Origin of the sequence: Paraburkholderia madseniana (assembly GCF_009690905.1) — a bacterium.
Lineage (GTDB): Bacteria > Pseudomonadota > Gammaproteobacteria > Burkholderiales > Burkholderiaceae > Paraburkholderia > Paraburkholderia madseniana.
Genome location: NZ_VOSW01000037.1, coordinates 64,853 through 87,104, shown reverse-complemented (window position 1 = coordinate 87,104; position 22,252 = coordinate 64,853). Strand labels below are relative to the sequence as shown.

Sequence of the window (22,252 nt, the reverse complement as noted above, 5' to 3'; positions counted from 1 at the left end):
CCATTCCGCGCATCGTTTCCACTGCCAAAGATCATGAACACGATATCCATAACGCCCGTCCCTCAAACCCCGTTTACACGGGATCCAAATTCAACAGCCTGCTAGTGTTCCGTCCCAGAAATAACTTGTCATAAATTTCGATTGTTCTATGATCAATCCAGGGAACAGGAGTTGACCATGGGACGCAAGGGAATCGAGGTTGTGGTGTCGGATCTGGAAAGAGAGCAATTGCTGTCTATGAGTCGATCGCGTTCGCTGCCTCATTCGCTGGTCCGCCGGGCAAAGATTGTCTTGATGGCCGCAGACGGTCATAGAACGCAGGATATTGCAAGGCAGTGCGAAGTAACGCCGCCGGCGATCACACACTGGAAGAAACGGTTCGTTGCGTGTGGGCTTGCCGGTCTGCATGACGAGGCGCGCCCCGGGCGGCCGCGCGCGCATGATGATGAGGCAGTGGCAGAACTGCTGGCGAAGGTGCTGCATGAGAAGCCGGATGGCACGACGCACTGGAGTGTGCGTTCTGCTGCTGCACAGACCGGAATTTCGAAGAGCTCGGTGGCCCGCTATCTGTCGCTGTTCGGAGTGCAGCCTCATCGCTCGAAGAGCTTCAAGCTTTCTACTGACCCGTACTTCGTCGAGAAGGTGCGCGATATTGTCGGGCTGTACCTGAGCCCGCCGACCAACGCCCTGGTGCTGTGCGTCGACGAGAAGAGCCAGTGCCAGGCGCTGGAGCGTACACAGCCGATGTTGCCGATGGGATTGGGGTACCTCGAGGGCGTGACGCATGATTACGTGCGGCATGGCACCACGACCTTGTTCGCTGCGCTCAATGCCGCAACAGGAGAAGTCATCGCACAATGCAAACCGCGCCATCGACATCAGGAGTTTCTCGCCTTTCTGAACTACATTGACAAGGCAGTCCCGTCAAACCTTGACGTGCACCTGATCGTCGATAACTACGCGACACACAAGCATCCGAGGGTCAGGGCGTGGCTCGCCAGGCATACGCGCTACCACATGCACTTCACGCCGACCTACTCGAGCTGGCTGAATCAGGTCGAACGCTGGTTTGGCCTGATTACGCAGCAGGCGATCCGCCGCGGGTCATTCAGAAACGTGCGCCAGCTCATTGCCAGTATCGAGCGTTATACGGAGCAGTACAACCAGCACAAGCGGCCGTTCGTATGGACCGCAACAGCCGATTCCATTCTCCAGAAAGTGGCCCGGCTATGCAAAGTTATTTCTGGGACGGAACACTAGCATAAACAAAAACGGCGGCCCGCAGGCCGCCGTCCACTACTCACACAACACCGTCAAACTGTCGCTTCGGTTTCAGCTTCGCTCACCACTTCGTCCACATCGCTGCTGCGGATCAAATGATCGAACGCGGAGAGCGATGCCTTCGCACCCTCGCCCACAGCAATCACGATCTGCTTGAACGGCACCGTGGTCACGTCGCCGGCGGCAAATACGCCCGGCACCGAAGTCGCGCCGCGTGCATCAACAACGATCTCGCCGTGCTTCGACAACTCGACCGTGCCCTTCAGCCATTCGGTATTCGGCACAAGACCGATCTGCACGAAAACGCCTTCGAGTTCGATGTTCTTCGTTTCGCCTGAACGCAGGTCGTTGTAGACCAGACCGTTGACCTTCTTGCCGTCGCCGGTGATTTCCGTGGTCTGTGCCTGCGTGACGATCGTCACGTTGGCAAGGCTGCGCAGCTTGCGTTGCAGCACTTCGTCGGCACGCAATTGCGCGCCGAATTCGAACAACGTCACTTCACGGACGATACCCGCGAGATCGATCGCCGCTTCGACGCCCGAATTACCGCCGCCGATCACCGCAACGCGCTTGCCCTTGAACAGCGGACCATCGCAATGCGGGCAGTACGCCACGCCGTGGTTACGGTACTCGCGCTCACCCGGCACGTTGATTTCGCGCCAACGGGCACCCGTCGCCAGAATGATCGTCTTCGCCTTCAGCACCGCCCCGTTCGCCAGACGCACTTCGTTGATGCGGCCCGGGATCAGCGCTTCAGCGCGCTGCACGTCCATGATGTCGACTTCGTAACTCTTTACGTGCTGTTCGAGCGCCGTGGCGAACTTCGGTCCTTCGGTTTCCGTTACGGAGACGAAGTTCTCGATCGCCAGCGTATCGAGCACCTGGCCGCCGAAGCGTTCCGCCACGACACCCGTCGCAATACCCTTGCGCGCCGAGTAAATCGCCGCAGCTGCACCCGCTGGGCCACCGCCGACGATCAGCGTATCGAACACCGGCTTCTTTTCCAGTTCCTTCGCCGCACGCGCACCGGCATTGGTGTCGAGCTTCGCGAGGATTTCCTTCACACCGCTGCGGCCCTGGCCGAACACTTCGCCGTTCATGAACATGGTCGGTACCGCCATGATCTGGCGCGCTTCGACTTCGTTCTGGAACAACGCGCCGTCGATCGCCACGTGGCGGATGCGCGGGTTGATCAGCGCCATCACGTTCAGTGCCTGAACAACTTCCGGGCAGTTCTGGCATGACAGCGAAAAATACGTTTCGAATTGATAGTCGCCGTCGAGACTGCGGATCTGTTCGATCACCGCGTCGTCGAGTTTGACCGGATGGCCGCCGACCTGCAAAAGCGCAAGGACGAGCGACGTGAATTCATGCCCCATCGGAATGCCGGCGAAACGAATACCGGTTTCCTTGCCCGGCTCGCCGATCGAAAACGACGGCTTGCGTTCGCTGTCGCCGCGACGTTCGACCACCGTGACGCGTTCCGACAACGTCGCGATATCGTTCAGCAATGCCAGCAGCTCTTGCGATTTCGCGCTGTCGTCGAGCGAGGCGACGATCTCGATAGGCCTGCTAACCTTTTCGAGGTAGGATTTCAACTGAGTCTTAAGATTGGCGTCCAGCATGGCTATTCGATTCCGTGACGAGGGGTGTTGGGTCCCGGGCGCCGCACGCATCCGGGTAGGAGGCGCACAGTCCGGGGACGTGCGAACCGCTGTATCAAGCGGTCCGCACGGCAATGCGCCGTGAGGCGCTTACTGCGAAAGGCTTTTAGACCTTAGATCTTGCCGATCAGGTCGAGCGACGGGGTCAGCGTTTCTGCGCCCGGCGTCCACTTGGCGGGGCAAACTTCACCCGGGTGAGCCGCGATGTATTGCGCAGCTTGAACCTTGCGCAGCAGTTCGCCGGCGTCACGGCCAATGCCGTTGTCGTGAATTTCGGCCAGCTTGATCTCGCCTTCCGGGTTGATCACGAACGTGCCACGCAGTGCCAGGCCTTCTTCTTCGATCAGCACGTCGAAGTTGCGCGAGATTGCCAGGGTCGGGTCAGCGATCATCGGGTACTTGATCTTCTGGATCGTGTCCGACGTGTCGTGCCATGCCTTGTGCGTGAAGTGCGTATCGGTCGAAACGCTGTAGATTTCGACGCCGAGCTTCTTGAATTCGGCGTAACGGTCTGCCAGGTCGCCCAGTTCGGTCGGGCAAACAAACGTGAAGTCAGCCGGGTAGAAAACGAAAACCGACCACTTGCCCTTCAGGCTCTCTTCAGTGACGGTCTGGAAGTCGCCATTGTGATAAGCCTGTGCCTTGAACGGTTTAACTTGACTGTTGATGATCGGCATTTACTGAGTCCTCTTTCGGAGTGGTTGGAAAGTGGAGTCAGTATGTCAGACGTCACTTAATAGGTAAAGCGGTGTGTTTAAATTATTTCGATAGTTTATTACTATTTGGCTGGCTACCGGCGACTATTGCGTCGCACCAATTCTGGGATCAGTCTCTCATGAGCCGCCAGAGGGTCGTGCGGCCGATGCCCAACGCCCGGCTTGCTGCAGCGCGATTGCCGTCAGCCTGTTCAAGAGCGCGTATGACATCCTCGCGGGTGGGTGAACGACGGCCCGAGGCGTCGCCGTTGGCGTGGGAGGGAGCCATGGCGCCATGCACGTCCGCGGCTGTCTGCCGCATCCGCCCGAACTCCGGAAACACTGCCTGCAGGTCCTGCCAGCCCTCACCGGCCGAGTCGCCCAGATAAATCGCGGCGCGCGCCAGCAGATTTTCCAGTTCCCGCACATTGCCGGGCCACGCATAGTGCTCGAACAAAGGCGCGAGGAACGCCAGCACCCGCTCGAGCGCGGCTCCCGACAGCCCATATTGGAGCGCACTGCGGTTCAACAAATGCCGCGCCAGTTGCGCGACATCGCCGCGTCTTTCGCGCAGCGGCGGCAATTCTATCTGAAGCAGATTCAGCCGAAAATACAGGTCCGCGCGAAACGCACCCTGCTCGACCAGCGCGTGCAGATCGCGATGGGTGGCGGCAATCACCCGCACGTCGACGGGGGTTGCGCGCCCGGAGCCGAGCTTCATGACCTCGCGCTCCTGCAACACCCGCAGCAACCTGCTTTGCAGCGCCGCCGGCATCTCGCCGATTTCGTCGAGGAAGATCGTCCCGGTGTGGGCGATTTCGAAGAGCCCCGGCTTGCCGCCCCGGCGCGCGCCGGTGAACGCACCTTCCTCGTGGCCGAACAGCTCGCTTTCGATCAGCCCTTCAGGGAGCGCCGCGCAATTGAAGGCGACAAACGGATTGCCGCGCCGCCGGCTGGCATTGTGGATGCCCTGCGCGACCAGTTCCTTGCCGGTGCCGCTTTCGCCGCTCAGCAGCACGGTGGCATCGTGAGCCGCGCCAGCCCGCGCCAACCGCCGCACCCGCTCGAGCGCCGCCGAACTGCCGATCAGATCGTCCAGATGGTGCCGCGCGACCAGATGCTTGGGCCGCTGGCTGGTGCGTAGCGAGCGGTCGATCCGCTGCGCGACCAAGGCGTCCTGCACCGTGACCACTGAGCCCGAACGCAAGCCCTGCTCGAGGATCGGCACACAGTTGACGATCAACGCGCGGCCGCCGATCTGTTCGATACGCTCCTCGACCGGCAGGTCATGCTCGAGCGTCTCGCGCAGTAACGGGCCGACAGCGCGCGTCAATTGCGCCGGGACGTCCTGGTCGCGGTCGAGGCCGAGCAGATCGAGCATCGCCGGATTGACTGCTTCGAGCTGACCGGCGTCGTCGAAGGCGGCCACGCCGTCGCGCAGATGGGCGACGATCGTGTTCAGGCGTACCCGCTTCGACTCCTTCTGGCGGCTCACACGCGCCAGCTCGACCGAGCGCTCGAACGCTTCTTCGACCGCGCCCAGCGAGTACAGGAAGACGCTCTCCAAGCCAGCTTGCTGGGCAAAATCGCAGGCCATGCCGGGGCCGATGATGACGCTGCAGCCCTCTGCTGCGAGCCCCGTGACCGCGAGCCGCACTTCATCGATCGAACGGTAGGCGCGCTGTTTCAGGCCGACGTTCAACCACGCGCTCAGGTCCGCGAGTTCGTGCGAGATGGTTTCGTGCAGGACAAGGCCAATCTTTGCGCCGGGCCAGGTCGTCGTGGCGCGGGTGATTGCGCTCAGCACGTCGAAGCCGTTCACCTTGACCATCACCACCGGCACGCTCAGGTTGTCGCGCAGGTAGGCGCCGTTCGATCCGGCTGCCAGCACGACATCGACCGAGCCCGCGTCTACATAGGCTTGCAGGGCGGTGACGGCGGCACCGTAGCCTTCCCGGACCGAAAAGAACCTGGCCCGCCCTGTGTAACGCGGCGCGACCGTCTCGCAAAGCGATTGCAACCGGCTGATACTGACCAGGGCGACGCCTGGGCGGCCGGGATTGGAATTGGCAAGGGACGACGTGAAAGTGGACACTGCGACGCTCCGCTCGTAGCTGGAACGTTCCATGAAACGTTTCATGGAACACATCGGCTATTCTGCCATGAACTGCGGCACGGCCCCTTTCCGCCTAAGCTGTTGATTGTCCGGCACAAATCGTGAAACGCGGCAAATGGCATGCTTCCTGCAAATTCAGCTCAGCGTTCTATCACTCACTTCCCATCTGGAGACACACCGTCATGAGCACTTCCGCTAATCGCCGCGCCGCGTTCCGCGCCAAAGTCAACCAACGCCAGGGCCTGCTCGTGCCGGGCGCCTTCAACGCGATGAGCGCGCGCGTGATTGAAGACGCGGGTTTCGAAGCGATCTACATCACGGGCGCGGGCGTCACTAACATGTCGCTCGGCCTGCCCGACCTCGGCTTCATCGGTCTGGCCGAAGTCGCCGAACATTGCGCGCGGATTCGCGACGCGGTTGCGCTGCCGCTGATCGTCGACGCCGACACCGGCTTCGGCAACGCACTGAACGTGCGCCAGACCGTGCGCGTGCTCGAGCGCAGCGGCGCCGACGTGATCCAGTTCGAAGACCAGATCATGCCGAAGAAATGCGGCCACTTCTCCGGCAAGGAAGTCGTCAGCACGAGCGAGATGGTCGGCAAGATCCGCGCCGCCGTCGACGCTCGCGAAGACGGCAACCTGCAGATCATGGCGCGCACCGATTCGGCCGCTGTCCACGGCATCGAAGACGCGATCGAGCGCGGCCATCGTTTCATCGAGGCCGGCGCGGACATTCTGTTTATCGAAGCGACTGAATCGCTCGCCGACATTGAGCGGTTGCCGGGGCTTTTCGACACGCCGCAATTGATCAACATCGTGATCGGCGGCAAGACGCCGGTTCAATCGCGTGAAGCGCTCGCCAAGCTCGGCTACGGCATCGTCCTGTACGCAAACGCGGCGCTGCAAGGCGCGGTGCTCGGCATGCAACGCGCGCTCGGCACGTTGAAGAGCAATGGGCGTCTCGATGAAGACGCGTCCCTCGTCGCGCCGTTCAGTGAACGCCAGCGCCTTGTGAACAAACCGCTGTACGACAAGCTCGATCGGGAATATGCGGCGAAGGACTGAGCGGCAAGAAAGCCGTGTTTCCGGCGCGGTCTTCGCCGCGTTGGCCTGGCGCGCCGCTGTCTGCAGCGGCTTGTTGCGTTACGATGCTGGGCTGGCTGACGCCAAACAGGCCGCGACCTCGTTGCCCGTCCATCGAGGGATGCCGGAAACACGTTTTCGAAAGGTTGTCGCAAGAACATGAAGTCAACACAATCGCGCGGGACATGCCGGCACGCTAAAGACGCCAAAGGCGTCATCGAATCCACACGCAACGGCAAGGTGTCGAGGACGGCGCCATGACCGGCGGCGCACGCAATTCACATGTCGGCTGGCTGCCGTATATCGTCGCGGCCACCTTCTTCATGGAGTATCTCGACACCACGGTGATCGCCACTGCCTTGCCGCAGATGGCGCACTCGTTCGGCGTTGGGCCGAACAGCCTGAGCCTTGGCATGACGGCCTACATGCTGGCGCTGGCGATTTTCATCCCGGTGAGCGGCTGGGTCGCCGACCGCTGCGGCTCGCGCACGGTATTCTTCAGCGCGATCGGCGTATTCACGGTGGCTTCGGTGTTGTGCGGCTTGTCGCAGAACGTGACCGAATTTACCGCCGCGCGGCTGCTGCAAGGCATGGGTGGCGCCATGATGGTGCCGGTGGGCCGTTTGATCGTGGTCCGCAGCACGGAAAAGAGCCGGATGATGCAGGCGATCTCGACCATCACCTGGCCGGCCATTGCCGCACCGGTGGTCGGACCGCCAGTGGGTGGCTTCATCACCACCTATGCGTCATGGCGCTGGATCTTTCTGCTGAACGTGCCGTTCGGTCTCGCAGCGATGGCCGTCGCGCTCGCGCTTGTCCCGAACCTGCGCGGCACCGAACGCAAGCCGCTCGACGTCGTCGGCCTTCTGCTGAGCGCCACGACGCTCACGGCGATTCTGTATGGCGCTGAACTGGCGAGCCAGCCCGGCGAAAATCCCTGGGTGGCTGGCGCGTTCATCGTCGGCGGATTGCTGATGGGCGTGGTGGCGTTCCAGCATGCGAAGCGTCACCCGCATCCGCTGATCGACGTCTCCACGCTGAAAATCCCGACCTTCTCCGTGACCGTGGTAACCGGCTCGTTCACCCGGATCGGCATTGGCGCGGTGCCGTATCTTATGCCGCTGCTGTTCCAGGTCGGTTTCGGGTTGTCGGCGTTCAAGTCGGGTCTGTTGTTGCTCGCGAGCGCGCTCGGCAATCTCGGCATGAAGGCGCTGACCACGCGCATCCTGCAACGCTACGGTTTCCGCATGGTGTCGATTATCGACGTGGCGGTGGCCGGCATTTTCATCATTGCCTGCGGGCTGTTGACGCCGAACGTGCCGCTCGTGCTGGTGCTGTTCGTCGTGTTCATCTACGGCGTGGCGCGGTCGATGCAATTCTCGACGCTTGCCACCCTCGCCTACGCCGACGTCGCACAGCCGCAGATGAGCGCGGCAAGCACGCTATGGAGCGCCGCCGCCCAGATGACGATCGGACTGGGCATTGCCTTCGGCGCCGTCTCGCTGCGCGCAGCAGCGTTCTTCAACGGCGAGACGACCGGCCGCGTATTCACCCTGGACGATTTCCGCCTCGCGTTTCTGTTTGCCGGCGTGCTAACACTGGTGTCCGTGACCGGCTACCTGGGTCTCGCGCGCGACGCCGGACAGAGCATTGGCGGCGGCTCGCGCGGCACTGAAGATCCGGCGAAGGGTTGAGCTCGCAGCGGACTGGAAGGATGGAAAGGTTTGAAGCGGAGTTGAAGCAGCGGCGCAGCGCCCAAGCGGCGCCGCATCCTTTGATTGCTTGATCAGAACAAGCGGAGACGCGCAGTGCAAGCAAACGATTCGACGATTTCGAGCAACAAGGCCGACCTCGACATAGAGATGGTCTACGCGTTTCTGTCGCAGGAAACGGCGTGGGCGAAGGGCATGCCGCGCGAGACGTTCGACCGGGCGATAGCGGGGTCGCTATGTTTCGGCGCGTATATCGAAGGCAGGCAGATCGCGTTTGCCCGCCTGATCACGGACCAGGCGACATTCGCGTACCTGTGCGATGTATTCGTGCTGCCGGCGTATCGCGGCAAGGGATACGCATCGGCGTTGATGAAGCACATATTCGGCAGCCCGTCGCTGACCGGTTTGCGCAGAATCGTGCTGGTGACGACAGACGCCCACCACGTCTACGAACCGCACGGCTTCAAGGGACTGGCGACGCCGGAGCGTTATATGGAAGTCCACAACCCGGACGTTTACAAAACGGCTTAAGCAAAGACCCCTTCCCTAACCCACTTGGTCATAATCCATTTCTCGCCTTCCAGAACAGGCGCTCCCCCATGCAAGCTCAAGGGATCGAGCTGCCGCTCCCCGTTCATATAGCGGAAATAGACAGCGCCACCGCGCCTGGGGGCGACAGAGACGCCGGCATCGGGGAAAAAAGTCTCCCCTCCAGCCGCCACGTCGTTGAGATACACAACCAGTGTGGCAACCCGCTGACCACCGCGCTCCATATGCACGGCGCTCCCCGTCTGTGACGGCGGAAAATAATCGAAGTGCGCCCGATACTCAGCACCAACGCCATACCTCAGCACCTGCAACCCTTCGCCATTCTCGACCGGCCAGTTCATCAGACTGGCAAAGCGCATTTCGAGCCGCTCGAGGAAAGGGTCCGCGCCTCGGTGATACCAGGCGCCTTCGCTGGTGCGATTGGGAATCACGTCATTCGAGCCGTTCTCCGGATTGACGGTGGTGGACCGCTTGAGCAACGGACGCGACCGTTCGATCATCTCATCGCACTCCTCGTCTGACATCACGTCGGCAAACGCGACGATCTGCGGGCGCTCGCAGCGCATCAGCACCTTGACGTCGCGGTCATAGGCGCGAATCACATTGCCGGCCGCGACCGGCGCCGGATCGTAGCGGTATTCGCCCGCAGCCGCCTCGATACCGGACGGCGCGGCAGCAACGGCCGCGCGAGCCGCCTCGGCGGCATCGAACGATGCGTTCACCGTGGCTTGCGCGAGTTCCGACTCGAAGCCGACGCCTACCATGGCATCCACCAACGCCGCCGGGCTAAAGCCGCGCTCGACATGACTGTTCAACCAGGTTTTCACGGCATCATTTACGACAGGCATACGTCTCATCCCACATCCAGAGTTCGCTCGCTCAGCACGCGCGGACCGGGCGTGCTGCCGATCGGGCGATGCTGACTAAAGCGAAGGATGATAGGTGGCCGTCCCGCCACATTTCACGCGACGATTCGGAAACGGGCCCTAGCTGAAACGCATTGAGCGTCGGATTCAACGCATCGCGAGCTACGAAATATCCTACTCACCGACGCCCGGGCGGACGAGGTGGTCCTGATCGCCGCTAGCCGTTGCGGCACTGTCATTTGCGCGCCACGTTCGACGGGTACTTTCCTGCGACAACCTAACCCGTCCCGCCCCGATGCCACAGCCTTCCGTGCGCGACAGCGACTGCCACAGCCACAGCCACAGCCGCACCACACAAGGCGGCCGCTTTGCTTAAAGCCGCCTCCACCAGTGCACTGCTCAACGCCTTTCTCATGGCGCTGCAGATTGCCATCGGCCTGACAGCGCATTCGGACGGGCTGGTCGCGGACGGTGTCCACACCTTGAGCGACCTGACCGCCGACGGCGTCGTGCTCATCGTGCTGGTTCTCAGCACGAAACACCTGAACGCAAGGTCGCGTGAAGGGGATGGCAACACCGTGCAAGCCCTGGCATCCCTCTTCATCGCCGCCCTGCTGATTGTCACGGCAGCCGAAATGCTCTGGCACAGCATCGGCCAAACCGCCACGTTGAGCGGCAACACGAAGATGCAAGTCGGCGCGCTCGCCGTCAGCGGCTTCGTCACGATCGCCAAGGAAGCGTTGTTCCGCTACATGCGCGCCGAAGGCCAGCGCACCGGCTCGGCGATTCTGCTGGCAAGTGCATGGCATGCGCGAATGGATGCGGTGTCGGCGCTGGTCGCGACCCTGGGGGTGGCCGGCAGCATCGCGGGCATACCGATGCTCGACCACGTGGCAGGCGCGGCGATCGGCCTGATGATCATGCGCATGGGCTGCGTCGGCGCGCGCAGCGCATTGAAGCAACTGTCAGCCGGTGCTCCGGGAAAAACCGCCGCACCGCACGCGGCCGAATAGCGCGCGCCTCAGCCGTAGGCGCGCTCGCGCATCCACTTCGTCATGATCCATTTGTCGCCGCCCAGCACCGGCGCGCCGCCGTGCAAGGTCAGAGGATCGAGTTGACGCTGGCCGTTCATATAGCGGAAATACACCGCGCCACCCTTGACCGCCGCGACTGACATGCCCGCTTCCGGGAAGATCGTCTCGCCGCCGTCGGGCACGTCGTTCAGATAGATCACCAGAGTCGACACGCGCTGGCCGCCCTGGGCGGTATGCACCGCGCTGCCGGGCTGATCGGGCGGGAAATAATCGAAGTGCGGGCGATATTCGCCGGTCGTGCCGTAATGCAGAATCTGCAGCCCCTCGCCGTTTTCAACCGGCCAGTTCATCAGACTCGAGATGCGGCGGTCCATCTTTTCGATGAACGCGTCTTCCCCGCGCTGGTACCAGATGCCTTCGCTGGTGCGGTTGCGGATCACGTCTTCCTTACCGGTGGCGGGATTGACCGTGGTGGAGCGTTTCAATCGATGACGCGAGCGCTCGATCATCTCGTCGCATTCGTCAGGCGAAAGCACATCCCCGAACACGATCACCTGGGGCCGCTCGCAGCGCATCAACACGCGGACGTCACGATCGTGCGCACGGATCGTATTGCCGCGCGCAACGGGCGACTCGTCGTATTGGTAGGTCTGTGACGCGGTTTTGACCAGGGTGGCCTCGGTCGCTACGGCCGCCGAGGCCGCTCCCGCGTCCGCCGGGTTCATGCCGAACGCTTTGCGCACTTCCGCGCGCGCGGCTTCCGTGGCGAAACCGGCTTGCACCATCGCATCGATCATCGAGTCGATGCTGCAACCGCGCGCTACGTTGCTGCTTAGCCACGCTTCCCATGACGCATCCACTACCGGCATAGAACTCCCCGCTTGTCGATATCACGAAATACTGCATCAACTGACCGGTTCATAGCAAGACTGGGGGAATGCGCCGGGCTGATCCCAGGCTGCCCCCCGGCTGACCCGTTACGCGCGGCGCTGCCGGCGTCGATAGAGGTCGAGGCCTTTTCTCGCCTGCGCCCTGATCGCGCCCTGCACGAAAGGTGTCCAGCCGAGCAGCAGGCCCTTGATCCCCAAAGCCTCACGGGCCCAACGCCCAAGGTCGAAGGTATCGCGGTGTTCGACGATGCGGCCGTCGCGGAACCCGAAGCGGGCGTCGATGCTGTTCACCACCGTGCGGCCCGTCTGACGGAATGTGTAACGGGCTACCCAGTGGGCGCGGCCGTTGAGCTCGTCCGCTTCGACGCCGTCGAACGTCAGCGAGAAATCCTGCGCGCGCGACACCAGCATGCGCCACATGTCGCGGGCCTCTTCGCCGCGCAGCTCGCCAAAGGCCGGATCGCTGAAGACCACATCGTCGGCATAGCAGGCAGCCATCGTTTCCGCGTCGCGTTGCTGGAACGCGGTGTAAAAACGCTCGATCAGTTCGGTGTTGGGATGGCTCATTTTCTTGTGGTTATGCGTTACCCGGTCAGCCGGTCGTGGAAACGGCCCGGAAAGGAGCGCGCGCCAGGATTTGAGTTTGAGCGCGCACGAGCAGCACACGATATCGGAAAATGCGGCGGCCGTGGTCGAGCCGGCTGCTTCGAAGGCAGAGCGTTAGCCGGTGAACGTCAGCGCGTCGGCGCAGCGATGCTCAATTTCTGCAGCGAAGAATCGATTAAGCGCACGGCACGATTGCTCCGCTAACCGTTGGCCGCAATCCCACGGACCCGTGCAGTTTCACCTCTGCGACCCAGCAGCCAGATTCCCGCTGCAATTGACGCCGCCGCCGCAGCAGCCAGATAGAGCGCCGCGGCAAAGCCACTGGCAAAGCTGGCATGCGCGGCCGACACCACCGTGGCCCTGAGAGCCGGCGGCAGATGCGCGGTGGCCTGCGCCATATCTCCCGCCAGCAGGCGCGACATGAAACCCGCGTCGAGCGCAGCGCTGATATCCGGCGTCATGGGCGTGCCCGCCACGAACACAGCGTGCGTGCGGGCCGCGAGTACCGCGCCCAGCACACCCACCGACGTGACGATGGCCGTGAAGCGCGTTGTCGTGCTGATACCGGACGCCATGCCGGTTCGATCCGGCGGCACGCACGCCATGATGGCCTTCTGCGTATCGCCATTCATGATCCCCGCGCCCAGCCCGGTTACGACCATGCCGAGCGCCACCAGCTCATAGCGTGCGTCGCCGGCGACCAGCGCCGTCAGCAGATTGCCGGCCGCGATCAGCAACAGCCCGCTCGACAGCAGGGCCATGCCCGACAAGCGCTTTGCGAGCGCCGCGCCGATGTACGGCCCGAGCACCATCGCCAGCGCGAACGGCAACATGCCGACGCCCGCCCTCACCGCTGACAGGCCGAATGCGTTCTGCAGATACAACGGCAAAAACGTCATCATCACCTGAGCGCAGGCAGCGTAGCCGAACATCGCGAGCACGGCGGCGACGAAGCGTGGCTGGCGAAACAGCGCAAGATCGACCATCGCATGCGCCCGCGAGCGTTGCACCTGAACGAATGCGCCAAACAGCAGCACGCATGCCACGAGCCTGGCGCCGGTTGTCCAGCTCGCAAGCCCGTCGGCCGGCACCTCGATCAACGCCCAGATACCGAGCGCAAGCGCAAGGCCGAACAGGATGCTGCCGGCGGCGTCGAGCGGACCGGGCTCGGGATTGCGCGACTCGCGAATCGAGCGCAACGCGCACCACGCGAGGACGGCGCATACGGGCAGATTGAGCAGGAAGATCCAGCGCCAGCCGAGCCATTGGGTAATCACGCCGCCGACGAGCGGCGCCACCGTCGTCGCAAGGCCCATGCAGGTGCCCCACACGGCCCATGCCCGCACGCGCGCGGGTCCTTCGTGGAAGGTGTTCGCGATCACGGCGAGCGCCGCGGTGAGCAGCATCGCGGCGCCGACGCCCTTGACCGCGCGCGCCACGTTCAGCATGGCCGCCGATGGCGCCGCCCCGCAACCGAGCGACGCCAGAAAGAACAGCGCGAGCCCGAGCAGCAGCATCCGCTTACGGCCGACGCGGTCGGCCAGAGCACCCGCGGGCAGCAGACACGACGCGAAAGCGACCATATACGCGCTGACCACCCATTCCACATCGGCAAAACTCGCGTGAAACGAGCGTGCAATCGACGGCAACGAGACGGCCACGACGTTGGTATCGAGCACGATCAACGCACAGGTCGCCGACGCGGTGGCCAGCACGAACGCGGGGTTGACGGGTTTTGAGTCTTTGGAGTCTGACGACTGCACCGGCAGTGCGGGACGGGGGGACGTGGATGACATACAGGCAGGTGGCGTCGAATCGAGGTCATGCGATGGTAGCGACGCATCTATTGCCTGTCATTGGCATAGAATCACAAAATAATTAGCTCCGGCGGAAATACTGAAAACCATGCGAAAGCTCGAACTCCGCCATATTCACGCATTCGTTTGTGTCGCGAAGCATCTTCATTTCTCCCGCGCCGCGGATGAATTAGGCATCGCCGCCCCAACGCTAACCAAGCTGATCCAGGAAGCGGAACGGTTGCTCGGCGTGCGGCTCTTTCATCGCACCAAGCGGTCGGTGACATTGAGCGCGGCCGGCAGCGCCTACCTCGCCGAAGCGCTCAGCGCGCTTGACCACCTCACGCGCGGCGAAGAGCGCGCGATTCTCGCCGAGCGCGGCGAGTTGGGCAGGATCGAAGTCGGCTACGTCGCTTCGGCTGCCTATGCGGGCGTATTGCAACGGGCGGTCGGCGGCTTTCGCTCCAGGTATCCGGGCGTCGATGTCTCCATTCGCGAGGTGCCGATGGACGGCGCGGCCGAGATGCTGCGCGATGGCCTGCTCGACGCAGCCTACGTCCGCCCGCCGATGCCACTCGTCGACGGTATTCAGGCAAGCACCGTGCACCGCGATACGTTCGTCCTCGCGCTGCCGGAAAATTGCGCACTCGCCCGTTTACCCGACATTAAACCCGCGCAACTGCACGATCAGTGTTTCGTGCTGCCGGAACAGGAAGCCGGTACCTTCGAAGTCGCACGGCGCGGGCGTTTTTCGCCGCGGCTCGGGTCACGTCCCGGCACACTCCCGGCGGTGTTGGCCTGCGTATCGCTAGGCGGTAATGTGGCGGTCGTACCGCATACCCTCGCTGATTGCATCGCGTTGCCGGGCGTCGTCTACCGAGGCATCGCCGGCAAACCTATCGCCTCGGAAATTGCCATTGCCTATCGAAAGTTCGAACGGGCACCGGCTGTGCGGGCATTTCTCGAGTTCGCACAGGGCAGCTAAAACCGCCCGCGCTACCCTCGCGCCACGTTTCGTTATATCCTCTCGAATATCACGGTATGCTTTTGTGCAGCGCGGCAACTCGCCCGCCGATCGCGTACGACGAAGCGAAACAAGCAAGCAGGAGCCAGCAGCAGTGCCTAGTCGACCCACATTGCGACCCACCTCGTCCGACCCGGCGGGGCGCCGCCCGAAAGAACTTCCGTCGACCATCGTCGCGGTGAAGTCGGCGTCCGAACGTGGCCGCGCCGAACTGATCCGCGACGTCGTCGATGCTTACCGGCGCCTTTACGGCAGCGTGCAGCGCTTCGTACTGATGCTGACGGGCGACCAGTTGAACTTCGCGTCGGTGGGCACGTCGGGCTCGCACTCATTGAACCAGTTGCTGTCGATCCTGGCCGAACAGGCCAAGGCGGCGGGTTTTGCCCGTCTGCGCGATCTGAAAGCTTCGATCGAAGAAGCGCGCTCGGCCGAGCAACTTCGCGACGCGATCTTCTCGGATGCGTTCAGCAACGATCTGGCCGCGTTACGCAAGGTGGTGGCGGAACTCGAGCGGCTCGATACCGCGTTTATCGGTCTGTGCGTTGGGCATGTTCTGGATCAGCATGCACGGGCAGTCGGCGGCGCAGAGCCAGCCGTCGTCCGTCGTGCCGCCGGCCGCACCACCGCCGCAGCTCCCGCCACCGGTGCTGCCGCTGCTTCTGCCGCCGCTTCTGCCACGATCACTCAGCGCAAATCACGCGCTGAGCGGACGCTCGTCCACCCGAACGACTAATTCGTCATTGCCGCATATGAACGTTTTCTTTTGCCGATCGCTATATCTTTTCGAATATATCGCCAGCAGCGTCTGCATGGCGCGGATGTCCAGCAAGCACGTTCAATCAGCCTGACGCCAGATCCGGATTCGAGGTCCTCATGCACACACCACCGTTTCGTCTCGCCCAGCCTTCGCACCTCAAACTGTCCGGCGACGAGCTTGCCGGTACCGGCTTGCGCGTGGCCGATCCGTGCTGCACGCCCGCCAAGGTGTCGTTCTCGAACACCAAACGGCGCGCGCGCCTCGCCGAGCTCGATGGCCAACTGCATTGCTCGATCATCGGCACCTGTCTCAGCACGCACGAACTGCGCAAGCTGGTGCCTAAATTCACTGGCCTCGATCGCCGGGACGCGAGCGATCTGGAGATTCATCACTCGGCCGTCGAACTCGCGATCGATGGCGGCGCGGGCGCCAAAGCCCTGCACAAGTTGCTCGACGAACACTATGCGGCGGCGATCCGCCGCTTCGACAAAGCCGCCGACGACGTCGAGCTGCTGAAGCTCTGGGACGAAGCGCTGAAAAGCGGCGAGATCCCGCCTGCTTACTGGGCTTTGATGACGCATCCGTGCGCGACCCTGCATGTGCGCCAGAAAGCGTTCGGCGAATTGCACATGCTGTCGCATCTGGTCGGCGCGGCGAATCGCGCGGACATCCGCAGGCTGGTTGCGCTCGAAGCGGAAAACGCCGAGTTGAAAGAGAAAGTCGAGCGGCAGCAAAGCCGCTTGCAGGAAATCAGCACGCAGCGCGACGCAGCGATTGCCGCGCTCAACGAGCAGATCGCGCAACTCACCGCCGTGGCCACGCGCCAGACGACGGCGGATCCTTCCGATCTGGAAGCGGAGATTTCGAGGCTGCGCGACAAGCTCGCCGACAGCGACCAGCGGGTGGCGCTGCATACGAGCCGCCGCGAGGCCGCTGAACAGCGCACGCTGCAGGAACAGGGCGCTGCACTCGCGTTACGCAAGAGCCGTGATCAGGCGTTGGCGCAGCTCCTGTTGGTGCAGAACGAATGCGACGCGCTGGAACGCGCGACGGTGGATGCTGGGGACAACAGCAATGGCGCGCAGACGCGGCAAGCCAGCCTCGACAGCGTGCGCGGCAAACGGATTGTCTACGTGGGCGGCCGCCCCGGCTCGAATGCCGCGCTCAAGCGGCTGGTGGAGGCCGCCGGTGGCGATTTCGTGGTGCACGACGGCGGCGTGGAAGACCGCAAAGGTCTGCTTGCCGCCGCGCTGCCGGGCGCCGATATCGTCGTGTTTCCGGTCGACTGCGTCGATCATGATTCGATGAATACGCTCAAGCGAGTGTGCGAGCGCCATCAGATCGACTATCACCCGTTGCGCACGGCAAGCGTGGCGAGCTTTGTCGAATTGGTGGACCGGCTGCGTCCCGAGCATCTTGCCCAGTTGGGCAATTCGCCGCCCTCGGCGTTTTGCCTGCGCCACGGCTGAACTGTGAGGCCGTACTCAGGAACGAATCAGCCTGGTCAACTCAGCGATCTGTTTTGCGCAGCTTCGCTGGGCCTCGACTTCGACATCGCGGTAGAGATGAATGATGCGTTCGCCGACCGGCGTCAGCGTACAACCGCCGCCGCTTTGACCGCCCTGTTCCGAGTGCGTGGCCGGTGTTTTGAGCGAGCGGTTCAGCTCGTCGATCAGCAGCCATGCACGCCGGTACGACATGCCGAGGCTGCGCGCCGCAGCCGAGATCGAGCCGTATTCGCGCACGGCCTCCAGCAGTTCGACTTTGCCCGGCCCGAGCGCAACAGCGTCGCCGCTGCGGATACGCATTCTGAAGCGCACTTCGGGGCGCGGTTTCGCGGATTTTGTCGGGGGGCTTGGTTTGGTTTTCACGGTATCAGCCATGCGCGAAAGCATACACGAACCGCTTCGCGCTGCCATCCTGGCTGAATGGCCTTCAGGGGTGGCCGGGAAAGCAATGCCCATAGTCTTCGCAGCCCGGACAACCGGGCGCCGGGCCGGGCTGAAGCCCTAAGGAAAGCGCGCGTTGCTGAGCAAGGAATTTCTTCCAGCGCAGATTATCGACATTCAGCAGCACGAGCGCGGGGAAATAGCGCGTCAGCATCCATGTGACTTCTTCCCGGCCCGCAAGACCGAGGTCGCGCCACAGGTGATCCGGCCGCAAGCACGCATGAGCGATGATTGAGGCGAGGCAGCGCACGTCGTTCGTGTCGACGGCGGCGCCGGCATACGTGAGCAGCAGTGCGTTCAGCGTTTCGACGAATGCCGCGTGTTCGCTGGTGTCGACGGGTGGCAATCCAGGCAAGGATGCAAACACGGGCGCAGGTGCGTGCATAAAGTGCCGCTCCAATAGCGCGCGCCACGCGGGCTGCGGCAACCCAAGCAACACAAGTTCGTCGCGGACATCGCGGGCGGCAATCAGCCTGGCGAACAATTGAGTATCGGGTGACGCGGCGTCCGTGGCTGCGGCGAGCCACTTCGCCGTGCGCTCGGCAACCCGCGCATCAAGCGACACAAACAGCGGTTCGCGGCTGGGCGCGGCAGGTTCCGCAACAGGCGAAGGCGGTTCGTCAGACATGGCGGCGGCACGATGAAGAAAATCGAACCATATTACGCCCGTCATTCGAATCACCTACGCCAAAGGCTTCAAAACATGCGCCTCGATACGCGCGAGCCGTTTGACGTGGCGTGGCGCGGGCAGAATGTCCGAACCGGAAAACAGAATCGGCGCACCGTCTTCAGCATTTAGCGCGCCGCCATCGCATTCGTAAGCAACCAGCACGTTCTCGCCGACCGGCGTGTTGAACAGTTCATGCCACGAGAATGTCACGACGTAGCCATCGTGCCCCACCGCCACGAACACCGTACGCTTGAACTCGCCCGGCACCTCGTTCGGCAAACCCGCTTCCGAGATCAAGGTCGTCAGACGCACACCGCGGTACGGCTCAACGCTGCGGATGAACCGATTCGTCGTGTAGCAACGCAGATCGAATGGCCTGGCTAGCACGCTTTCGTAACCCTTGAGCCGCTCGAGGTCGAAAGACAGCGTCCGCTGGAACCGTCCGCTCAGGACGAGCGCACTTTCGACGGCAGGCGCGGCAATCACATTCACACTATCCATACGCGGTTATCTCCAGCATTGAAGCCTGAGCAGCTTGTTCACTCGTTATTTCCGTGTGTATATTACGCTGCGATGGCCGCCTCGGTGCAAAACCGCATCGATACGCAATATATCGCCAGGCATATCGGCCACTCCGCCGGCGTCGTCCACATCTATTGACCACACGGAGCGCGCAGCGACCCACAACGCAATGCGATGGCGTCGTAATATAGCGCTCTTAATAACGTACCGGGGTTAATCGCATGATTCGCAAGCTGCTTGCTTCTTTCGTGGTCGTCGCCGGCGTGGTGACGGCCGCGCCCGCCTTCGCGCAGGACGACACGGTCAACGTGCTGTACGCCGGTTCGCTCGTCAATCTGATGGAGCGCAGCGTGGGGCCGGCCTTCGAAAAGGCCACCGGCCAGCACTTCCGCGGCTATGCAGCGGGCTCGAACAAGATCGCCAACGAGATCAAGGGCAAGCTGCGCCGCGGCGACGTGTTCATCAGCGCGAGCCCGAAGGTGAACACCAACCTGATGGGTCAGGCGAACGGCGACCACGTCACGTGGTACGTGAACTTCGCCGAATCGCCGTTGATGATCGGCTATAACCCGCAAAGCAAGTTTGCTGCGGACTTCAAGAACAAGCGCTGGGATCAGGTGTTGCAGGAGCCGGGCATCCGTATCGGCCGTACCGATCCGAAGCTCGATCCGAAGGGTGCATTCACCGTCGAGATGATGACGAAGGCCGCGAAGCTCTACCATCAGCCGGACCTCGTCGAGAAGACGCTTGGCGACGCGGAAAATCCCGAGCAGGTTTTGCCTGAAGAAACGCTGGTGGGCCGCCTGCAATCCGGCCAGCTCGATGCCGGCTTCTTCTATTCGACCGAAACGTCCGACCTCAAAATTCCGGCGCTCCGTCCGGCGCCCGAATTGCAGGCCAAAGCGAGCTACACGCTGACGATCCTCAGCGATGCACCGAACCATGCGGGTGCGAGCAGCTTCGTCGACTTCCTGCTGAGCGCGCAAGGCCGCGCGTTGCTCAAGCAACACGGCGTGGACGTCATCAAACCGACCGTTACCGGCAATGTGCAAGCCATGCCGCCTTCGGTGCAAGCCGTGATCGACGCCGCGCAATAAAGCGGTGGAACAGGCGGTGGAACAGGCGGTGAAACAGGCGGTGAAGCGCTCCGCCGCGCGACCCCTGCTGTGGCTGGCCGCGCTGCTTGCCGTCTATTTGTGCGCGCCGTTTATCGCGAGCGTGCCGCAACTCGGCGCGGCCGATTGGCCGAATGTCGATTGGCGCGCGGTGTGGTCGGCGGTCGGCATATCGGCGGCGAGCGCCAGCGTGGCCTCGTTCGTGATTCTGCTCGGCGGCGTGGCGCTCGGCTATTTTCTGGCGCGCTCGAACTCGCGCAAGATGGCGCTGCTCGGCTTCGTCGTGCAGTTACCACTCGCCTTGCCGCCACTCACGAGCGGCGTGCTGCTGCTGTTTCTGCTTGGGCCCTATAGCTGGGTCGGCCGCTTCACCAGCGGGGCGCTGACAGATTCGTTTGCCGGCATCGTGCTCGCGGAAATCTTCGTGGCCGCGCCCTTCCTGATCATCGCCGCGAAATCGGCGTTCACCGCCGTGGACCCCGTGCTCGACGACGTGGCCGCGACGCTCGGCCATCATGCAAGCAGCCGCTTCTTCCGCGTAATGTTGCCGGTTGCCTGGCCGGCGATTCGCGCGGGACTTGCGCTGGCGTGGTTGCGTGCGTTCGGCGAATTCGGCGCGACGGTGATGGTGGCCTATCACCCCTATTCGCTGCCGGTGTACACGTACGTCGTATTCGGTGGCCAAGGCCTGCCGGCGATGATGCCCCTGCTGCTGCCGACGCTCGCGATTGCGATTGTCTGCGCGGCGTTGTCGATTTATAGCCTTCGGCAGAAAACCTCGTTTGAACAAACCGAAAACGGCGACGACTCGCTGGAACCCGGCACGGATCTGACGGCACGCCGGGGCGAAACTTCCGATCGTCGTCTAGCCTTTCATTTGCAGCGCCGCTTGGGCGCGTTCGAACTCGACATAGCGTGGACGCCTGCCACGCGACGGCTTGCGATCATCGGCCCGTCGGGCTCCGGCAAATCACTGGCATTACGTCTGATTGCAGGGCTCGAATCCAACGCATCCTGTTCCGTTCGGCTCGGCGCAACTGACTTGAGCGCGCTGCCGCCCGAGCGCCGCCAGATCGGTTATATGCCGCAAGATTACGGTTTGTTCCCGCACATGACGGTGGCGCAGCAACTCGCGTTTCCCGTCGACGCCGATGCAGCCAGCGCACGTTACTGGCGCGATCATCTCGGCCTCGCGCAACTGGTTGCGCGCTTACCGCATCAATTGTCGTTCGGTCAGCGGCAACGTGTGGCGCTGGCGCGGGCGCTCACGCGTCATAGCGAATTGCTGCTGTTCGATGAGCCGTTCGCTGCACTCGATACGCCGCGGCGGCGTCGGTTGCAGCAGTCGCTGCGGGCGTTGCAGCGCGAGATTGCGGCGGTGACCATCATCGTCACGCACGATCCCGACGAAGCGGCTTTACTTGCCGACGAGGTTCTGGTTGTCGAACAGGGGCGCGTGCTGCAGGCGGGTTCCATCGATGGGGTGTTCGAACGGCCGGCTTCGATGCGGGTTGCCGAATTGCTCGGTTTGCACAACGTCGGCGAGGGTTTGATGACTCTGCCTGGGCGAGTCGAGATTGGCAATGAGTTGGCGATCGAGACCGGTGATAGCGGTTTTGCCATTCCTGCCGGGCAACGGGTGATGTGGCGCATCTCTTCCCACGCCGTGGCTATTTCGGCCGATGGCGCCTATGCCGGCATGGTCGACGCGGTCGAGTTACGGCGCGGCGAGCGGTATGTCCGCCTGAATATCGCGGGGGTGCGCTTCGATATCGCGAACGAAGATGCCCGGTTGCGGGAAGGCAGCCCTTGCCGGATTGATATTGACGGTTCCGGCGTGTCGGTCTGGATTGTGAGCTGACGCGTCGTTTGGTTTGGCTCTGGCAGCGGCATGACGGCCCGGCCTCCGCCGTTGCCGGAAACA

The 22,252-nt window shown here is 62.8% G+C and carries 20 protein-coding genes; 10 read left to right on the top strand and 10 right to left on the bottom strand.

Annotated elements, in window-relative coordinates; translation table 11 throughout:
* The first annotated feature begins 177 nt into the window (after positions 1-177).
* The gene (locus tag FSO04_RS20475; RefSeq protein ID WP_166618219.1) at positions 178-1,260 is read left to right on the top strand and encodes an IS630 family transposase; all 1,083 of its coding nucleotides are present in this window, start codon (positions 178-180) and stop codon (positions 1,258-1,260) included.
* Between the two features lie 53 nt (positions 1,261-1,313).
* On the opposite strand, the gene ahpF is transcribed toward FSO04_RS20475, so the two are convergent.
* The 3 genes from ahpF to prpR form a co-directional block, all read right to left on the bottom strand.
* The gene (ahpF, locus tag FSO04_RS20470) at positions 1,314-2,906 is read right to left on the bottom strand and encodes an alkyl hydroperoxide reductase subunit F (protein WP_154561865.1); all 1,593 of its coding nucleotides are present in this window, start codon (positions 2,904-2,906) and stop codon (positions 1,314-1,316) included.
* Between the two features lie 152 nt (positions 2,907-3,058).
* Positions 3,059-3,622, bottom strand: coding sequence for an alkyl hydroperoxide reductase subunit C (gene ahpC / locus FSO04_RS20465; protein WP_054035375.1), 564 nt, complete (start codon positions 3,620-3,622; stop codon positions 3,059-3,061).
* A gap of 148 nt (positions 3,623-3,770) precedes the next feature.
* Positions 3,771-5,768 carry a propionate catabolism operon regulatory protein PrpR gene (gene prpR, locus FSO04_RS20460; RefSeq protein WP_154561863.1) on the bottom strand — a complete coding sequence of 666 codons (1,998 nt, stop codon included), beginning with the start codon at positions 5,766-5,768 and terminating at the stop codon, positions 3,771-3,773.
* A 170-nt stretch (positions 5,769-5,938) separates the two neighbouring features.
* On the opposite strand from prpR, the gene FSO04_RS20455 reads away from it, so the two are divergent.
* The 3 genes from FSO04_RS20455 (at position 5,939) to FSO04_RS20445 (ending at position 9,081) form a co-directional block, all read left to right on the top strand.
* Positions 5,939-6,820, top strand: coding sequence for an isocitrate lyase/PEP mutase family protein (locus FSO04_RS20455; RefSeq protein ID WP_154561861.1), 882 nt, complete (start codon positions 5,939-5,941; stop codon positions 6,818-6,820).
* A gap of 275 nt (positions 6,821-7,095) precedes the next feature.
* Positions 7,096-8,532, top strand: a complete 1,437-nt coding sequence (locus tag FSO04_RS20450) for an MFS transporter (RefSeq protein WP_154561859.1) — start codon at positions 7,096-7,098, stop codon at positions 8,530-8,532.
* A gap of 114 nt (positions 8,533-8,646) precedes the next feature.
* Positions 8,647-9,081 carry a GNAT family N-acetyltransferase gene (locus FSO04_RS20445; RefSeq protein WP_168435759.1) on the top strand — a complete coding sequence of 145 codons (435 nt, stop codon included), beginning with the start codon at positions 8,647-8,649 and terminating at the stop codon, positions 9,079-9,081.
* On the opposite strand, the gene FSO04_RS20440 is transcribed toward FSO04_RS20445, so the two are convergent.
* Positions 9,078-9,947 carry a 2OG-Fe(II) oxygenase gene (locus FSO04_RS20440; RefSeq protein ID WP_154561857.1) on the bottom strand — a complete coding sequence of 290 codons (870 nt, stop codon included), beginning with the start codon at positions 9,945-9,947 and terminating at the stop codon, positions 9,078-9,080. The two genes, FSO04_RS20445 and FSO04_RS20440, sit on opposite strands and share 4 nt — an antisense overlap.
* Positions 9,948-10,333: 386 nt before the next feature.
* Here FSO04_RS20440 and FSO04_RS20435 point away from each other — a divergent pair, with 386 nt between their 5' ends.
* Positions 10,334-10,978 (top strand): cation diffusion facilitator family transporter, encoded by a 645-nt coding sequence (locus tag FSO04_RS20435; RefSeq protein WP_154561855.1) that lies wholly within the window; start codon positions 10,334-10,336, stop codon positions 10,976-10,978.
* Between the two features lie 8 nt (positions 10,979-10,986).
* Here FSO04_RS20435 and FSO04_RS20430 read toward each other — a convergent pair whose 3' ends face one another.
* The 3 genes from FSO04_RS20430 to FSO04_RS20420 all read right to left on the bottom strand — a co-directional run bounded on the left by FSO04_RS20430 (position 10,987) and on the right by FSO04_RS20420 (position 14,291).
* Entirely contained in the window at positions 10,987-11,868 is an 882-nt protein-coding gene (locus tag FSO04_RS20430; RefSeq protein ID WP_154561853.1) for a 2OG-Fe(II) oxygenase, read from the bottom strand.
* A gap of 108 nt (positions 11,869-11,976) precedes the next feature.
* Complete coding sequence (locus FSO04_RS20425; protein ID WP_154561851.1) at positions 11,977-12,456, bottom strand: nuclear transport factor 2 family protein; 480 nt, start codon at positions 12,454-12,456, stop codon at positions 11,977-11,979.
* A gap of 239 nt (positions 12,457-12,695) precedes the next feature.
* Positions 12,696-14,291, bottom strand: a complete 1,596-nt coding sequence (locus FSO04_RS20420) for an MFS transporter (protein ID WP_154561849.1) — start codon at positions 14,289-14,291, stop codon at positions 12,696-12,698.
* 109 nt (positions 14,292-14,400) lie between these two features.
* Between FSO04_RS20420 and FSO04_RS20415 the strand changes: the two genes are divergently transcribed.
* The 3 genes from FSO04_RS20415 (at position 14,401) to FSO04_RS20405 (ending at position 17,541) form a co-directional block, all read left to right on the top strand.
* Positions 14,401-15,276, top strand: a complete 876-nt coding sequence (locus FSO04_RS20415; RefSeq protein ID WP_154561847.1) for a LysR family transcriptional regulator — start codon at positions 14,401-14,403, stop codon at positions 15,274-15,276.
* Between the two features lie 133 nt (positions 15,277-15,409).
* Positions 15,410-16,048: a hypothetical protein gene (locus tag FSO04_RS20410; RefSeq protein WP_233464924.1), complete on the top strand. Its 639-nt coding sequence runs from the start codon at positions 15,410-15,412 to the stop codon at positions 16,046-16,048.
* A gap of 140 nt (positions 16,049-16,188) precedes the next feature.
* Positions 16,189-17,541, top strand: coding sequence for a DUF2325 domain-containing protein (locus tag FSO04_RS20405; RefSeq protein ID WP_154561845.1), 1,353 nt, complete (start codon positions 16,189-16,191; stop codon positions 17,539-17,541).
* A gap of 15 nt (positions 17,542-17,556) precedes the next feature.
* Here FSO04_RS20405 and FSO04_RS20400 read toward each other — a convergent pair whose 3' ends face one another.
* From FSO04_RS20400 to FSO04_RS20390, 3 genes are all read right to left on the bottom strand, one after another.
* Positions 17,557-17,880 carry a winged helix-turn-helix domain-containing protein gene (locus FSO04_RS20400; RefSeq protein WP_154561843.1) on the bottom strand — a complete coding sequence of 108 codons (324 nt, stop codon included), beginning with the start codon at positions 17,878-17,880 and terminating at the stop codon, positions 17,557-17,559.
* A 127-nt stretch (positions 17,881-18,007) separates the two neighbouring features.
* On the bottom strand, positions 18,008-18,649 hold the full coding sequence (locus FSO04_RS20395) for a nitrogen fixation protein NifQ (RefSeq protein WP_154561877.1): 642 nt from the start codon (positions 18,647-18,649) through the stop codon (positions 18,008-18,010).
* A gap of 54 nt (positions 18,650-18,703) precedes the next feature.
* Positions 18,704-19,192: a molybdopterin-dependent oxidoreductase gene (locus FSO04_RS20390; RefSeq protein ID WP_154561841.1), complete on the bottom strand. Its 489-nt coding sequence runs from the start codon at positions 19,190-19,192 to the stop codon at positions 18,704-18,706.
* A 242-nt stretch (positions 19,193-19,434) separates the two neighbouring features.
* Between FSO04_RS20390 and FSO04_RS20385 the strand changes: the two genes are divergently transcribed.
* Together FSO04_RS20385 and FSO04_RS20380 are read left to right on the top strand one after the other, a co-directional pair.
* Complete coding sequence (locus tag FSO04_RS20385) at positions 19,435-20,310, top strand: extracellular solute-binding protein (protein ID WP_154561839.1); 876 nt, start codon at positions 19,435-19,437, stop codon at positions 20,308-20,310.
* A gap of 40 nt (positions 20,311-20,350) precedes the next feature.
* On the top strand, positions 20,351-22,189 hold the full coding sequence (locus FSO04_RS20380; RefSeq protein ID WP_168435761.1) for an ABC transporter ATP-binding protein/permease: 1,839 nt from the start codon (positions 20,351-20,353) through the stop codon (positions 22,187-22,189).
* Positions 22,190-22,252 lie beyond the last annotated feature (63 nt).